The organism is Pseudopedobacter sp. (assembly GCF_040392825.1).
Classification (GTDB): domain Bacteria; phylum Bacteroidota; class Bacteroidia; order Sphingobacteriales; family Sphingobacteriaceae; genus Pseudopedobacter.
The window spans coordinates 1-14,737 of record NZ_JBEBVH010000083.1 but is presented as its reverse complement, the minus strand read 5'-3'; the positions used below and the strand labels follow the sequence as shown (position 1 = coordinate 14,737).

Sequence of the window (14,737 nt, the reverse complement as noted above, 5' to 3'; positions counted from 1 at the left end):
TGCATTATATAAGCTCATTCTAATGCCATGAAGCTAACCAAATACAATAATGAAGAGGATATTTAAAATAATTGGACTTGCTGTTCTAGTTCTCGTATTGGGTACGGTTGCTTATTATTTGTATCTGACAGACTTTGGCCGCAAAAATTTTTTATCAATGGAACCAAGACGACCAAAACTTGAAATTCCTGTAACCTACAATGTTGGTTGGTGGTCTAGCCAGGAAGCGCTGTCCATTGATAGCTTAAATATAGAAATTGTTGAAAGTAAACTAAATCTGTTCAATAGTAAGTCGTTAATTTCATACAGAGTTAGCGGGAAATTAACTTACGAAGGACATTGGAAACCAATAATTGACGAAGTCCATATTTCCGAGCGTATAAATTTTGACACAACCTTGAACTGTGACAGAATTATAGAAATCACACCCGTGATTAACGACATAAAAGATGAGAAAGCAAACGGAGGCATTGATAGATTTGAATTTAAGAATGAGCATACGATTGTTTCCAATCATTGGGGAATAAATCGAATTAAATTTATTTGTGGGCAAAAAGAGCAAACCATCGAATTACGACAAAGCAAATAAATACACTGTAAAAATTGAGAAAGAAAATGATTAATAATTCATTGACTCTTTATTATTCGTTCCACAAATTCTGAAACAGTATGACAAAGAAAAAGTGGATGATAAAAAAAATTATAGTATCAATCTGGATAACCATTGGAATAACTTTTATGTTTTGGCTATTCTATTCTTATCAATCGCACAGTGTAGACAAGAGGTTTCTCCAAAATAGCAGTAAAGTAAATATTGACATAAACAAAGATTTCTACTTATTTACTCCAACTAAAGAATTTAAAAAAATATTTATGTTTTATCCCGGTGCAATGGTTGATCCTAAAGCTTATGTACCTCTTTGTAGAAATATTGCAGAAAATGATATAAAAGTTTATTTGATAAAAATGCCTTGGAGGCTTGCGTCAATAGGCTATAACAAACCAAATGAATTAAATCTGTTTAACGATACAACAAAGACTTATATTCTTTCCGGACATTCTCAAGGAGCAAAAATGGCGGCACAATTCGTATATGAGAATCCTGATTTGGTAGACAAGCTTATATTAATTGGAACTTCGCACCCTAGAGATATATCACTCGCCAATATTAGAATTCCAGTCTTAAAAATATATGGTTCAAAAGACGGTGTAGCAGATGAAAAATCAATATTGGCAAATAAATTTAAACTATCCGAAACGACAAAATTCGTAAGGATAGAAGGAGCCAACCATTCCCAATTTGGCTATTACGGTTTTCAATTAGGAGATAACAAGGCCGATATTAAAAGAGAACGACAACAAGTCGAGACATTAAAAAGTATGGTAGAGTTTATAAATGAGTGATAAATTACACACAGCTAGCAGGAATCCTTAAAGTTTGCCTTAGTTGGAAATTCTCATCCAAGTTGGCCCCACTTCATTCCTTTTCAATGGCGGAGCCAATATGTTACTCTTAAGAGGACTATTGGCATTGTAATGATATATGCTATCTGCTCCCAGAGTTAGAAGAGGATCTTTTATTGATATTCCCGGTATATTTTCAAGACCATTTGAATTTCCATTAAAAAATAAATTACCTTCATAAATAATTTTCCCTTTGGGTTTGTCTAAGATCTCAATAAGAGGGGTAACAGTGTTATTCCCAACAATTACATTTTTTTTGTAAGTGATATTCTCTACAGGTACAGTCATTTCGGTACCGGGTTTATCGTATACTTGTCCTATCTGTCCTATAAGTATATTTTTATCATTATCAACAAGTGTATTGTTTTCAATCAAAATATTTTTCGTGGGATAATAACTTCCTTTACCCTGATAATTATTAGCGTCTCCTTCATACAAAACAATAGCAGGTTTTCCTTTTCTTCGTGTGCCCTGTATGTAATTATGACGAATAATATGGTTCTCTCCAATAACTAAAATTCCTCCGGTATAATTGTCTCGTAAACCTGGAAGAATGTAGTTTCCTTCTATCAAATTATTGTCTCCATGTCTTAAACAAATGCTCCCTGAAGCCTTAATAAATGTATTTCCACGGATAATATTTCCACTTGATTTAATATTTATGATCTTTCCAATACCCAGCATATTTTCGAATATATTTGATTCAACAGTGGTAACCGAAGAGGATAAAGCTTGAGTTCCGTCCCCGATACGGATGGCTATTGCACCACCGTTGCCAATGCTTGGGATATCTTTAAAATGATTGTGATCTATTCTATGATAATCAGCTTCAGGAGTTGAGCGCCAAACAATCATGAGGACACTTTTACTAACTTTTCCTTCAAATAAACTATGATCTACTCGATTGTGTTTACCATAAAAACCCACCCAGGTATCAGTCCCATCTTCTTTGTTAAATCTCGATACCGAGATGTTGGTAATACGACAGTGGTTTGCCGGAATCTTACCATCTTTAAATTCTATCAAATGAAAATTACGGGAGGAATGACCGTTTTTGAAATTAAGTCCATCTACTATTAAATACTCTCCCGAGAGGCGCAGAGACGATGAGCCCGAAATGATGACCTGCCCAGCTGTTTCTGCTTTTAAAGTTATAGGCCTGTTTTCAGACCCAACACCCTTAAATACAATATCGATGTTGTTCCAAACACCATTTTTCATAGTTATAATATCTCCCGGAACAGATTTACCAATAGCACTGGCAAGTTCTGTTTGATTGGTTACAAAATACTTGTTTGATGTAGCCGGTTGCAGCTTAAATGATGATAATACTATTAAAAAGGTAAACGCAAACGGCAATCGTAATGTATAATGCAGGTTTTTCATTTGTTTTAAACTTAATCAATATAGAGTTTAAAAAAGTAAACGTAAGGATGGTAATATAGAAAATGAAAATTAATATTTAATTTTTACCACCAATTTTCTCACCAGGCTGTTTTCTTTAGCTTTAACATTGGGCATATGAGCATCGGCGGGGAAGAAAATGAAGTAATTTTCAGGGCTGGCGTATCTCATATCACCATTTTCATCATTCCTATACAATATGTAATCTTTCTCTTCATCATACGGCTGTGTAATCTCCAGTTTGGGGATATTTCTATTCACACCCATGAGTTCTTCACCTTCAATAAGATATTGGATATCTATATACTTATAATGAGATTCGTATACGCTATCTTCCAGATTTCTGGTAGTGTATTCTGCTATGTTAATAAAAACTTCCTCGTTTAAATCAATTCTACCCAAAGGCAATTCTGGCAGATCATTTTCGATTAAAAATTTGAATGCTATATCCCAGCGTTCGGGATATTTGGAATAATGTTCTGTTAAATCTTTTAATGAAATGGAGGCGTCTGGTTGTGGTTTAAAGTTGGTACTAATACCATTGTGGTCAATCTGCAAATACATATTAATTATATCTAATTTTAACAACTAATTTTCTGGTTTCTTTAATTTCTCCAACTTTTACTGTAGGAATATGTGCTTCTGTAGGGAAGAAAATAAAATAGTTTTCCGGTGTAGCCAAAGCCAGTGGTTTGTTATCATACTGATATAAAGCCACATCTTTTTTAGCATTATACGCTTGTATAACCTTTAATCTCTCATAATCTGGATTCTTACCCATATATTCTTCACCATCAACCATGTATTGTAAATCTATCCACTGTTCGTGGCGTTCGTATTTACAATCTTTCAAATCTTTAGTTTTACCCTTCGCGTAATTTACATATACATCATCACTTAAATCGTAACGGCCGTATTTCAGAGCGTCAATATTGGTTTCCGCTAAAAATTTAAAGGCCAATTGCCAGCGCTCAGGATACTTTCGGTACTGTTCCTTTAAAACTTTCATGTCAATAGAAGAATCTGCATGTGGTTTAAATTTACTGACAATAGTATTATGCACTATTTTAAAGTTAGGGAGTTCATCGACTTTTATGGTTTTACAGCTAAATACACTAAAAGCGAGTAATAAGGCTAATATATATCGATTTTTGTTCATGTTGAAATAGGGAAGCAATATAGTTTTTTAGCAGTTATTATAAATCATCTATTTTCATAAATTCATGTTAATACTTCATGGGATCAGAAGTGAACCTGAGGTTATTTTGGAGACCGACTTTAAGGGGATAAATTTAAAATCGTAAATCAAAAATTTATATCTTTGGAATTATGAATCATTTAATAGCTCCATCCATACTTTCTGCAGACTTTGCGAATCTAAAAAAAGATATTTTAATGCTTAATAATAGTGAAGCCGATTGGATACATGTAGATGTTATGGACGGACTTTTTGTTCCTAATATATCTTTTGGATTTCCGGTTATGGCAGCGGTAAAAAATTATGCGTTGAAACCTTTGGATGTGCATTTAATGATTGTGGATCCTGACAGATATCTTGAAGCGTTTAAAAATGCAGGAGCAAATATAATTACAGTACATTATGAAGCCTGTACACACCTGGACAGAACCATTCACAAAATAAAAGAATTAGGATGTAAAGCGGGGGTAGCTTTAAACCCGCATACACCAGTTGGTTTACTGGAAAATATCATAGAGGAAATAGATATGGTATTAATCATGTCTGTAAACCCTGGTTTTGGTGGACAAAAATTTATTCATAACACTTACAATAAGATCCAAAAACTGAGAGCAATAGCCAATGAAAAAAATCCTGCTCTACTCATTGAAGTCGATGGAGGTGTAAGCAGCCATAATTCTCTGGCTTTGCTAAAAGCAGGAGCTAATGTTTTAGTTGCCGGCAATGCCATTTTTGGTGCAGAAGATCCTGTACATGCCATTTCCGAAATGAAAAAATTAAGTCCGGATCTTTTTCAAGTTTAGTACTTAAATGATCAGACTGCTTATTTCCCTCTTGCTTTTAACGGGATTACAGGTTTTTGGACAACAAACAGCCCGGATTAGTGGTATTGTAAAAGATGTAGAAGGAAATAATCTTAAGGATGTATCGGTATTTATTCAGCATACTAAATTTATAACCCGAAGTAACGATAAAGGCGAATATAGTCTTTTGGTTCCTGCTGGCAGATACCAACTTAGTTTTAGTTATACCGATTTTAAAATTGTCCGTATTGAGGTTGCTTTAAAAGAAGGCGAGCACCTCTTCAGAAATGTGATATTTGATAAAAAAGATAATAATCAACTATTATCAGAAGTAAAAGTTGTAGATCAAAAGGACAGAAAAGAAGGAATAACGTTATTAGACGCCAAAAGTTTCGAACAGTTCCCTAATGCATCACAGAGTTTCGAGGCGATGCTGAAACAGCTTCCGGGAGTCTCTACCAATAACGAATTAAGCTCGCAGTATTCCGTTAGAGGAGGAAATTTTGACGAGAATCTTATTTACATTAACGATATTGAAATTTTTAAACCTTATCTGGTAAGAAACGGGCAGCAGGAGGGATTAAGCTTAATTAATCCTGATTTGGTGAAGCAGGTAAAGTTTTCCGCCGGAGGTTTTTCTCCCCGTTACGGCGATAAAATGTCGTCTGTTTTAGATGTACAATATAAAACAAAAGATTCACTCGCAGTAATATCCAGTTTAGCGACCAATGGATCTTCTATCACAGCGTTTATTAAAAATAAACAACTGAATCTGGCTCTGGGTTACCGTAATAAAAGAAATCAGTCCGTTCTGTATACACAGCAAGTGGTAGGCTCTTACAACCCAAACTTTCATGATTTTCAAGGAGTTTTGAGTTATCAATTCAATAAAAAGTTTAGTATAAATTTACTCGGTATTTATAATAAAAATGAATTTGGTTTAATTCCGCAATCCAGAGAAACGGTTTTTGGAACCATGTTGGAAACCTACAGATTAAAGGTGGATTTCGAGGGACAGGAAAAAGATACTTATGAAAATAAGGTAGCCGCACTGACATTAGACTATAAAATACATCCGGCATTGGGTTTGAAATGGATTAATTCTGTATTTTCTATTAAAGAGCAAGAGCATTTTGATATTTACGGACAATATGTCTTTGAAGAAATAGAATCTGATTATTTAGGTGGTTCTTTTGGACAGGTAAAGGGGAGCCGGGGTTTTGGAGCTTACCATGATTATGGACGAAATGAACTGAAAGCCAACATCTATAGTTCTGAATTGAAAATAAACTATATAAAGGGAAAATCTGTTTGGGAAGGGGGATTTAAAATTCAGCGGGACGAACTGAGAGATAAACTTAATGAATTCAGTTTCTTAGATTCTGCCGGTTATTCATTGCCAAATACAAACGACAATGGATTTGAAGTATCAGATTATAGATATGCTATTAATGCCTTAAATACCAACAGGTTCTCTGGATATATAATGAATGCGGATGATCTTGGAGATAAATGGTCTTATACAGGAGGCATACGTTTTATTTACAACACCTTCACCAAAGAATTTATTCCCAGTCCGCGTTTAATTTTAACCTATCAGCCTAAAAACGAAAAAGATATTCTATACCGTTTTGCAAGTGGTTTATATGTTCAGTCTCCTTTTTATAGAGAAATGCGCGATCTGGACGGCTCTATAAATCATCAGATTAAATCGCAAAAATCGATACATTTTGTAGGTTCATCCGATTACAAATTTGAAGGCTTGGGTACTCAGCTAAGGTTTTCAACCGAAGTATATTATAAAGTACTTAAAAATCTGGTGCCTTACGAGCTGGAGAATCTAAGAATAAGGTATTTAGCTAATAAGGTTTCAAATGGCTATGCTGCAGGTATGGATTTTTCGCTAAGCGGAGAGTTTATCCGCGATCTTCAATCTTCTTTCAGGTTATCTATTATGAAAACCGAAGAAGATATAGAAGACGATGCTACCGGTTATATTAAAAGACCTACAGATCAGCGTGTCCATTTCTCTGCTTTTTTTCAGGATAGACTATTTAACAGCCCAACTTATAAGGTGCATTTAAATGCTCTTTTTGGTTCAAGATTACCTACATGGCCGCCAAAAACTCAAAATTATAGTTCTAACTTTTATATACCAGCTTACAAGAGGGTAGATATCGGTTTTTCTAAAGATTTGCTTGATCCTGAAAGTGAAAAACGTTTCAAACTTCTGGACAATTATTTTAAGAGCTTTACATTATATGCAGAAGTATTTAACTTGCTGAATATCAATAATACGGTATCTTACTTATGGATAAGCGATGTTAACAATAATCGTTACGCAATTCCTAATTATTTAACATCCAGACAGCTGAATTTTAAGATTATTGCAAAATTTTAAAATAAAATCCTAAAAAGATTTTATTATCTTAAATTTGGACCAGCAAACAAAACTATAACAAAGAAATGAAACATAACTTTGGCGCAGGTCCCTGCATTTTACCTCAAGAAGTATTCAAGCAAGCCTCAGAAGCTGTATTAAATTTTAACAACACAGGACTTTCAATTTTAGAAATATCGCATCGCAGTAAAGAATTTATCGCTGTATGTGAAGAAGCTGTTCAGTTAGTTAGAGAATTAATGAATGTACCTGAAGGTTATTCGGTTTTATTCCTGCAGGGAGGTGCCAGTTTACAATTCTTAATGACAGCTATTAACTTATTACCAGAAGGTGGTAAGGCTGCTTATTTAGAAACTGGTGTTTGGGCAAAGAAAGCTATCAAAGAGGCAAAAAACTTTGGCGAAGTAGAGATTGTAGCCAGCTCTAAAGATGCTAACTACAATTTTATACCTAAAGGTTATACTGTTCCGGAAGATGCTGCTTATTTTCATATTACATCTAACAATACTATTTACGGAACAGAGATGTTCGAATTCCCAAAAACGAACGCACCTCTGGTTTGCGATATGTCATCAGACATCATGAGCAGAGAAGTTAATGTGGCAGATTTTGGTTTGATCTATGCAGGTGCTCAGAAAAATATTGGTCCCGCTGGTGCAACGGTAGTTATTGTTAAAAACGATCTTTTAGGTAAAGCAGAAAGAACTATTCCTTCTATGTTAGATTATCAGATCCATATAGATGGAGAGTCTATGTTTAACACTCCTCCTGTATTTTCTATATATGTAGCTATGTTAAATCTAAGATGGTTAAAAGCAAAAGGCGGTGTAGCTGCGATAGAGAAAGAAAACATTGCTAAAGCAGAAGCTTTATACACAGAGATCGACAGAAACCCTTTCTTTAAAGGTACAGCTGCTATCGAAGATCGTTCCAGAATGAATGTTACTTTCGTTATGGAAAATCCGGAATTAGAAAAAGAATTCCTGAAATTGGCAGAAGCCAGAGGTTGTGTAGGAATTAAAGGTCATAGAAGCGTAGGCGGTTTCAGAGCGTCTATTTATAATGCACTTCCTATAAGTGGCATTAATGCTTTAGTAGAGGCAATGCAGGAATTTGAACAAAGCCAAAAATAATTAATCAATAATTTTCGGGTTTAAAGTTTTGAAATTTAAAGCTTTAAACCCGCTTGATCCTAATAATATATATTATGAGAATTTTAGCTAACGATGGAATTGATCCGGTAGGCAAAAAGCTATTGGAAGATGCCGGAATAGAAGTTGATACCCAAAATATCCCTCAGGAAGAATTAGCATCAAAATTAAATGCTTACGATGCTATTACAGTAAGAAGCGCCACTAAGGTTAGAAAAGAATTAATTGACGCTTGTCCTAACATCAAGTTAATTGGTCGTGGCGGTGTAGGTATGGACAATATTGATGTAGAATATGCAAGAAGCAAAGGAATCTTTGTAGAAAATACTCCGGCCGCATCATCTTTATCTGTAGCAGAACTCGTTTTTTCCCATTTATTCAATGGCATCAGATTCGTGTACGATTCTAACAGACAAATGCCTGTAATAGGAAATACTGAATTTGCAAAGTTGAAGAAAAAATATGCTGCTGGTATCGAATTAAAAGGAAAGACAATAGGTATCATCGGTTTTGGACGTATTGGTAAAGAAACTGCTAAAGTTGCTTTAGGTTTGGGAATGGATGTTTTAGCTTATGATATTTACGATTTCCCAACTACGTTAACCTTAGACCTTACTGCTGGAATTAAAGTTGATGTCCCTGTTAAAAAGGCAACTTTAGACGAAATATTAACACAATCTGATTTTATTAGTTTACACGTTCCTTTTATCGATAAGCCTATCTTAGGAAAAGAAGAGTTTGAAAAGGTGAAAGCGGGTGTTGGTATTGTTAACTGTTCAAGAGGTGGTATAATTGATGAGTTAGCTTTAGTAGAAGCATTAAACAGTGGTAAAGTAGGTTTTGCCGGTTTAGATGTTTTCGACAACGAGCCTACTCCAAGAGAAGAAATCTTAAAACATCCTAAAATTTCTTTAACTCCACATATCGGGGCTGCAACAAACGAAGCTCAGGAAAGAATTGGTGTTGAATTAGCAGAAATTATTATCAAAAGACTTAAAGGATAATTATAGTCTTAATTAGAATAAAAAGGGTTCGGAGATACTTCGAACCTTTTTATTTACAGCCTACTCAACATCCGGTTTTCTAAGAATATCTCCAATAATATTTTATTCCGTTCTAAGGATTGGATATTCGTCTAAATCTATGGTCTTTTTATTTTCATCTTCACAGTTATAGCTCAACGTTGCTCTTTGTTTTCCATTATCGTCTAGACCAATTCCTATTCTTATAGCAAGCCAACATCCATTGGACTTATCTGAATATTCAGAGCTACCATAGGCGTTTCCTGTTAGGTCATCTTCATCTACCTCAGATGCAAGAAAAAACATTGAACCTAAAATTGCTTTTCCTGATTTGGTCTCAACTATTTTGTCGTTTTTGTCCAGGATTTGAAAATCGTAATTTAAGTTTGTCAAGTTGGTTCTTGTAACTGTTAAAGTAAATTTGGCACTATCATTAATTCCCCGAAAAGTAGTCTTCTTATTTAGCTCGAGATCATTTGGAAAAAAAGTGGTGTCCTGATCTGTTAAAATATAATTATTAATAAGTTTTATTGGTTCATTATAGTTTGCAAGACCTTGAATAAAAATTTGGTCATATTGAGACTTGTCCTGGATATAAATGTTTTGCTTCTGTTTGCCAACCGAAACAGTTTGCAGAGTATCCATCAGGTTTCGTTCAGCTTTTTTTTCTGTTACCTGGTTATTGCAACTCCAAAGCCCAAAAACAATTGTCAATATATAAAGAGTGTGTTTCATCAAGTTTTAAAATACACTTGATTTTTAAATCAGCGCATTCTGTGATTATTCAGTATCCTGATCTTCCGAATACATTTCGTCAATAATGTCTTTGTACTTATTCTCTATTATCTTGCGTTTGGGCTTTAAAGTAGGGGTAATTTCTCCTTCTTCCATACTAAACGGATTACGTTTAATTTTGAAGTTCTTGATACGTTCGAATTTGGCCAATTCCTGAGCATACTTTTTCAGATCCGCTGCTATCCAATTCTTAATTTCATCATCTTCAATAAATAAATCTGGCTTTTCAAAGAATGAATCTCTCAGGTCAAATGTATCTTGTAACATTTCTCTTGCGGGAGTAATGATTGCTGTAACATACTCTCTTTTATCTCCAATTAAAAAAACACCTTCAATTTTCGGACTTTTCAGATAAGTATTTTCTACAGGAGTAGGATAGATGTTTTTACCATACGCGTTAACTAACATATTCTTAATCCTGTCGGTAATTTGTAGATTACCCATGTAAAATCTACCAACATCTCCCGTGTGGAACCAACCGTTGCTGTCTATAACCTGTGCTGTTTCTTCCGGCTTATTCCAATAACCTTTCATTACACAATGGCCTCTGACAACAATTTCTCCTTCTTCGGAAATATAATCAGGTTTAAAAGATTCATGAGTTTGTATAGTAACAAACTCTTTGGTCTCTACATCCTGAATACCAACTTCTATACCTGGAATAACCCGACCTACAGTACCGTAAACTTGTCTGTTAAATTCGGTTACAGACATTACGGGAGAGGTTTCCGTAAGTCCAAAGCCTTCCAGAATTTTAACCCCCAGATTCCCGAAAAATTCGCCTACATTTTTAGGTAATGCCGCACCGCCGGAAATCATAAATTTTAATCGGCCCCCTGTTTTCTCGATAATTTTACTGAATACCAATTTTTTCGCAATAGCGTATTGTAAAGAAAGTTTTAATCCGGGAGTGTTACCACTTTCTTTGACATTTCTATATTTCTGGCCAATGTCAAATGCCCATAAGAATATTTTTGCTTTAGTACCACCAGCAGACGTTCCGCTTTTTATCGCCTTGTCATGTATTTTTTCCAGTAATCTTGGAACACAAGAAATCACCATTGGTTTTACCTCTTCCATGTTTTTAGCCAGAAGCTCTAAACTTTGTGCGAAGGCTATCTGACTACCCATTGCACAGCAAACATAGTAAGTAGCAGTTCTTTCAAATACGTGAGATAAAGGTAAAAAAGAAAGAAAAATATCGTCGGAAGTAATAACAGGTATCTGGTTCAGGCATTCTCTAACGTTTTCTACAAAATTGCGGTGCGTAAGCATAACACCTTTAGGAGTTCCGGTAGTTCCCGAGGTATATATTAACGCAGACAGGTCTGAAGGAATAACATTATTTCTGCAAATATTAATTTGTTTGGCATGTTGAGGGTAGCTTTTTGCTCCCATGCTAAGTACCGATGAGAAATTGGTAACTCCTGCGTTCAGTGAGGCATTACCCTCAATAACCTTTTCATAATCTTCGAAACTGGTAACTATCCTTATTAATTCCGGACAGCTATTGGCTATTTTAATCACTTTCTTTAATAAGAAAGGGCTTCCAACTAAAAGTATCTTAACTCCCGAATCTTTCAATATATATTCTATTTCCGTCTCAGAAAGAGTAGGATAGATGGATGTATTTATTGCACCAATTTGTTGTGCTCCCTGATCAAAGAATACATATTCGGGTGAATTTTCTATGATAAATCCAATACGGTCTCCTTTTTGAATGCCGTTATCTAAAAAATAAGCAGCTATAAAATCGGCATTTTCCAGGGTAGTTCTAAAGGAAATTTCCTCCCAAATATCTTTCACCTTTCTTTTTAAGAATGTTGTTTCTGGTTGATGTATATTTTCTACAACGTTTCTTAACAAGTTCGGAACCGTTAGGTTTTCTTTATCTTTTATTGGATTCATGCTTTGGTATAATTCAATTTGGCAATAATAACTTATTTAGCCAAATAATGCAAAAGGGACATCTTCAAATAAAGAAGATGCCCCTTTTTAGTATTAATTGTTACTGAAATTAAAAGGCAAAACCAATAGAGAAAGATAATACCCTGTTGTTTATTTTACTGTTATCGTCTGCTTCACTTCCAGGATAAAGGTTTGATAAGCCTAAACCGTAACCAGCTCCAATGTTGAATCCAGAACTAAACTGATAACCAACCAAACCATTTAAACCAAAGTCAATAGGTTTCAAATCGTCATCGCTGTTATTACCGAAATTAAGATCTTCTTCAGACTCTGTTCCTCCGCCAATAGTTGTTTTTGCTTTACCGCTAACATTGAAACCTACATACGGACCGGCTCCAATAAAGAAACTACCTGGACCAGCTGGAATATATCCGACAATGTTTACAGGTATATCAATACTCATAGTGTTAACTTTAGATACAGTTTCGACACCCAATACTGTCCACGAGTTTTTACCACCTTTACCTTGTAAAGAAATACCCGGTTGTAAGGATAGCCCACCTGTTAATGGAATATCTGCGTAACCAGTGATATGGAAATTTGTGTTCACTTCTGAATCTGTAGAGGTGTCGTCTAACTCGTACTTGTATTTAGGTAAATTTACACCCGCTTTCAAACCGAATTTTGTTGTACCAACACTTGAAGTTTGTGCATATGCAGCACTTCCTATAATGAAAGCTGCTGCTACTAAAAATAACTTTTTCATAATTATCATTAATTGTTAATTGTTGGGGTATATTCAATAGACAGTCCAGAAATCAATAAAATTAAAAAAATATGCCTATTTGGTTGATTATGAGCCAAATTTTAAATTAATGAAGTTGTAGTTATTTGTATTTTAAGTGTAGAATTTAGCAGACAACGCTGTCGTCAATTCTATAAATCTGTTGTATTAAATGTATCACCCTGTTTAATATCTCCGGTTTGATATCCCTTCTTAAACCATTTCATCCTTTGAGCAGAAGTTCCATGTGTAAATGCATCGGGAACGACATAACCTTGTGCCTGTTTTTGCAATTTATCGTCACCAATGGCATGTGCTGCATTAAGAGCTTCCTCAATATCGCCATCGTCCAGTAAATTATTCTGTTGCTGATAATGCGCCCAGACACCGGCATAAAAATCAGCCTGCAATTCAAGCTTAACCGAAAGCTTATTGTATTCAGCTTCGCTTATACGCCCTCTGGCTTCTTGCAGGATTTTATTTGTACCTAGCAGGTTTTGTATATGATGACCAACTTCATGAGCTATCACATAAGCCATCGCGAAATCACCACCAGCATTAAGTTTATTTTGTAATTCATCGTAAAAGGAGAGGTCTATATAAATTTTGCTGTCTCCCGGACAATAAAAAGGACCAACGGCAGAACTGGCTGACCCGCAAGCAGACTGAACACTTCCTTCAAAAGTTACTAGTGTTGGTTCTAGATATTTCTCGCCATGGTTGCGGAATATTTTATTCCATACATCTTCTGTATCTGCCTGAACAACCCGGGTAAATGCTTCTGCCTCGCTTTGAGGTCCACTGGACACCTCGGTTTGGGTACCCGCAGATTGGTCCTGAATGGCATTTAGCAACTGACTAGGATCTTTGCCGAATAATAATCCTAAAATAATTATAACTACCGTTCCAATACCCCCAATTGCAATTCCTTTGCCCGGGCCTCTTCTTTCAAAGTTGTCGCTTTGTCTGCGTCCTTGCCATTTCATATTTGCTTAGATTTTAATAACTATAAAATAGAATTTTTTTAAATATGTTTTTGTCCTTTATTTGTATTAACTCATTTTTGAAGAAAATTAATATGCAAATTGAAAAATCATTGAAATTTAATAAAACTTTTTCTGAGCACACAATAGTTGAAGAAGCTAAAGAATTGCTCTGTCAGTTTTTGAATGCGAATTTATATGATATTCACGACATGCTATTTAGCTATCATTACGCAAAAAGGGAAAGAGTTTATGACATCATCATTGAAAAAAGCGATATCATTTATTCGGAAGGAAAGGGATATTTTACGGTTAAATATATGATCGGATTTTTTAATGCCTGCGCAGATTTGAATTTTAACGACAAAGAGAAAATGAAAATTACTTACAATATAGACTTTGTTAAAGATGAAATAGTATTGAAAGGGGAGTATATTCCAGAGGAAGAACAACATGAAATTTGACATATTTTTCTACGACAAGCCCGTTAGGTTTTCGTTCATTGACTCAATTGCAGCATCAGCTTGTGTATTACACATAGCCGCTATTATTTCACAATTGGCTTTTATAAAAGCCGCTTATTTATAAATTGTCCTATTAATTGTATGTTCTCGGAAGACAGAATTTCATTTTTATACTGATCTAAAAACCAACCGCTGCCTTCTTTATCGATAATTCCAACTAAATCAGTATCCATAAAAATTTCGTATTTATTACGCTCCAAGCTTCTTGCATAACATATATGATGTTTAAATATACCGGGAACCTGAAATTTTTCCATTTTTAAAAACTTTTTTGAATGAACAAATGTAGTATAAATAGAA

The 14,737-nt window shown here is 34.7% G+C and carries 15 protein-coding genes; 7 read left to right on the top strand and 8 right to left on the bottom strand.

Annotation, left to right across the window (positions count from 1 at the left end; genetic code table 11):
* Positions 1-157 precede the first annotated feature (157 nt).
* Together ABWO41_RS07915 and ABWO41_RS07910 are read left to right on the top strand one after the other, a co-directional pair.
* Positions 158-589: a hypothetical protein gene (locus tag ABWO41_RS07915; protein ID WP_353136072.1), complete on the top strand. Its 432-nt coding sequence runs from the start codon at positions 158-160 to the stop codon at positions 587-589.
* Between the two features lie 80 nt (positions 590-669).
* Entirely contained in the window at positions 670-1,404 is a 735-nt protein-coding gene (locus ABWO41_RS07910; RefSeq protein WP_353136069.1) for an alpha/beta hydrolase, read from the top strand.
* A 39-nt stretch (positions 1,405-1,443) separates the two neighbouring features.
* On the opposite strand, the gene ABWO41_RS07905 is transcribed toward ABWO41_RS07910, so the two are convergent.
* The 3 genes from ABWO41_RS07905 to ABWO41_RS07895 all read right to left on the bottom strand — a co-directional run bounded on the left by ABWO41_RS07905 (position 1,444) and on the right by ABWO41_RS07895 (position 4,027).
* Positions 1,444-2,850 carry a polysaccharide lyase 6 family protein gene (locus ABWO41_RS07905; RefSeq protein ID WP_353136066.1) on the bottom strand — a complete coding sequence of 469 codons (1,407 nt, stop codon included), beginning with the start codon at positions 2,848-2,850 and terminating at the stop codon, positions 1,444-1,446.
* A gap of 69 nt (positions 2,851-2,919) precedes the next feature.
* Positions 2,920-3,432, bottom strand: coding sequence for a NanQ anomerase/TabA/YiaL family protein (locus ABWO41_RS07900; protein ID WP_353136063.1), 513 nt, complete (start codon positions 3,430-3,432; stop codon positions 2,920-2,922).
* Between the two features lies 1 nt (position 3,433).
* A complete protein-coding gene (locus ABWO41_RS07895; RefSeq protein WP_353136060.1) occupies positions 3,434-4,027 on the bottom strand; it encodes a NanQ anomerase/TabA/YiaL family protein in 594 nt (197 codons plus the stop codon).
* A gap of 170 nt (positions 4,028-4,197) precedes the next feature.
* Here ABWO41_RS07895 and rpe point away from each other — a divergent pair, with 170 nt between their 5' ends.
* From rpe to ABWO41_RS07875, 4 genes are all read left to right on the top strand, one after another.
* Positions 4,198-4,869, top strand: a complete 672-nt coding sequence (gene rpe, locus ABWO41_RS07890) for a ribulose-phosphate 3-epimerase (protein WP_353136057.1) — start codon at positions 4,198-4,200, stop codon at positions 4,867-4,869.
* Positions 4,870-4,876: 7 nt separating this feature from the next.
* Positions 4,877-7,270, top strand: coding sequence for a carboxypeptidase-like regulatory domain-containing protein (locus ABWO41_RS07885; RefSeq protein WP_353136054.1), 2,394 nt, complete (start codon positions 4,877-4,879; stop codon positions 7,268-7,270).
* Positions 7,271-7,335: 65 nt separating this feature from the next.
* Positions 7,336-8,403 carry a 3-phosphoserine/phosphohydroxythreonine transaminase gene (gene serC / locus ABWO41_RS07880; RefSeq protein WP_353136051.1) on the top strand — a complete coding sequence of 356 codons (1,068 nt, stop codon included), beginning with the start codon at positions 7,336-7,338 and terminating at the stop codon, positions 8,401-8,403.
* A gap of 74 nt (positions 8,404-8,477) precedes the next feature.
* Positions 8,478-9,425: a D-2-hydroxyacid dehydrogenase gene (locus ABWO41_RS07875; protein WP_353136048.1), complete on the top strand. Its 948-nt coding sequence runs from the start codon at positions 8,478-8,480 to the stop codon at positions 9,423-9,425.
* A 102-nt stretch (positions 9,426-9,527) separates the two neighbouring features.
* Here ABWO41_RS07875 and ABWO41_RS07870 read toward each other — a convergent pair whose 3' ends face one another.
* The 4 genes from ABWO41_RS07870 to ypfJ all read right to left on the bottom strand — a co-directional run bounded on the left by ABWO41_RS07870 (position 9,528) and on the right by ypfJ (position 13,916).
* The gene (locus ABWO41_RS07870) at positions 9,528-10,178 is read right to left on the bottom strand and encodes a hypothetical protein (RefSeq protein ID WP_353136045.1); all 651 of its coding nucleotides are present in this window, start codon (positions 10,176-10,178) and stop codon (positions 9,528-9,530) included.
* Between the two features lie 45 nt (positions 10,179-10,223).
* Entirely contained in the window at positions 10,224-12,146 is a 1,923-nt protein-coding gene (locus ABWO41_RS07865) for an AMP-dependent synthetase/ligase (protein ID WP_353136042.1), read from the bottom strand.
* Positions 12,147-12,255: 109 nt separating this feature from the next.
* Positions 12,256-12,912, bottom strand: coding sequence for a porin family protein (locus tag ABWO41_RS07860; protein WP_353136039.1), 657 nt, complete (start codon positions 12,910-12,912; stop codon positions 12,256-12,258).
* Between the two features lie 170 nt (positions 12,913-13,082).
* On the bottom strand, positions 13,083-13,916 hold the full coding sequence (ypfJ, locus tag ABWO41_RS07855) for a KPN_02809 family neutral zinc metallopeptidase (RefSeq protein WP_353136036.1): 834 nt from the start codon (positions 13,914-13,916) through the stop codon (positions 13,083-13,085).
* Positions 13,917-14,008: 92 nt separating this feature from the next.
* Here ypfJ and ABWO41_RS07850 point away from each other — a divergent pair, with 92 nt between their 5' ends.
* Positions 14,009-14,377: a hypothetical protein gene (locus tag ABWO41_RS07850; RefSeq protein ID WP_353136033.1), complete on the top strand. Its 369-nt coding sequence runs from the start codon at positions 14,009-14,011 to the stop codon at positions 14,375-14,377.
* A 101-nt stretch (positions 14,378-14,478) separates the two neighbouring features.
* On the opposite strand, the gene ABWO41_RS07845 is transcribed toward ABWO41_RS07850, so the two are convergent.
* The coding region (locus ABWO41_RS07845; protein WP_353136030.1) for a hypothetical protein at positions 14,479-14,737 on the bottom strand (259 nt) is incomplete at its 5' end.

Bases quoted from the DNA above. Each gene is read 5' to 3' on its own strand.
- ABWO41_RS07915 (WP_353136072.1), top strand. From the start codon at position 158: ATGGAACCAAGACGACCAAAACTTGAAATTCCTGTAACCTACAATGTT.
- ABWO41_RS07910 (WP_353136069.1), top strand. From the start codon at position 670: ATGACAAAGAAAAAGTGGATGATAAAAAAAATTATAGTATCAATCTGG.
- ABWO41_RS07905 (WP_353136066.1), bottom strand. From the start codon at position 2,850: ATGAAAAACCTGCATTATACATTACGATTGCCGTTTGCGTTTACCTTT.
- ABWO41_RS07900 (WP_353136063.1), bottom strand. From the start codon at position 3,432: ATGTATTTGCAGATTGACCACAATGGTATTAGTACCAACTTTAAACCA.
- ABWO41_RS07895 (WP_353136060.1), bottom strand. From the start codon at position 4,027: ATGAACAAAAATCGATATATATTAGCCTTATTACTCGCTTTTAGTGTA.
- rpe (WP_353136057.1), top strand. From the start codon at position 4,198: ATGAATCATTTAATAGCTCCATCCATACTTTCTGCAGACTTTGCGAAT.
- ABWO41_RS07885 (WP_353136054.1), top strand. From the start codon at position 4,877: ATGATCAGACTGCTTATTTCCCTCTTGCTTTTAACGGGATTACAGGTT.
- serC (WP_353136051.1), top strand. From the start codon at position 7,336: ATGAAACATAACTTTGGCGCAGGTCCCTGCATTTTACCTCAAGAAGTA.
- ABWO41_RS07875 (WP_353136048.1), top strand. From the start codon at position 8,478: ATGAGAATTTTAGCTAACGATGGAATTGATCCGGTAGGCAAAAAGCTA.
- ABWO41_RS07870 (WP_353136045.1), bottom strand. From the start codon at position 10,178: ATGAAACACACTCTTTATATATTGACAATTGTTTTTGGGCTTTGGAGT.
- ABWO41_RS07865 (WP_353136042.1), bottom strand. From the start codon at position 12,146: ATGAATCCAATAAAAGATAAAGAAAACCTAACGGTTCCGAACTTGTTA.
- ABWO41_RS07860 (WP_353136039.1), bottom strand. From the start codon at position 12,912: ATGAAAAAGTTATTTTTAGTAGCAGCAGCTTTCATTATAGGAAGTGCT.
- ypfJ (WP_353136036.1), bottom strand. From the start codon at position 13,916: ATGAAATGGCAAGGACGCAGACAAAGCGACAACTTTGAAAGAAGAGGC.
- ABWO41_RS07850 (WP_353136033.1), top strand. From the start codon at position 14,009: ATGCAAATTGAAAAATCATTGAAATTTAATAAAACTTTTTCTGAGCAC.